Annotated in this window: 1 protein-coding gene; it reads left to right on the forward strand. The window is 64.9% G+C overall.

Translation table 11 applies throughout. From position 1 onward, the window contains the following. Positions 1-226: tyrosine-type recombinase/integrase (locus ACZXDY_RS46675; RefSeq protein WP_464350127.1), on the forward strand; the 226-nt coding region annotated here is incomplete at its 5' end. Positions 227-296 lie beyond the last annotated feature (70 nt).

The raw sequence follows: 296 nt of genomic DNA on the forward strand, positions 1-296 counted from the left end.
GGCCGAGATCAACAAGCGCGTCTCGCTGCACACCTTGCGGCACAGCTTCGCCACCCACCTCTTGGAGCAGAACATCGACGTCCGCGTCATCCAGGTGCTGCTCGGTCACGCCAAGCTCGACACCACGGCGCTCTATACCCGCGTCGCCACCAAGACGATCAGCGAGGTCATGAGCCCGTTGGAGCACATCGCGCTCAAGCTCAAGGAGATCCGGCCGCCCGGCTGACGCACGCGTGTCGCGCCCAGCCTTGGAGGTTGCGGACATCTTCCGCAACCATGGCCCGGCATGGCGTCAA

This window comes from Bradyrhizobium sp. LeoB3 (assembly GCF_055456055.1).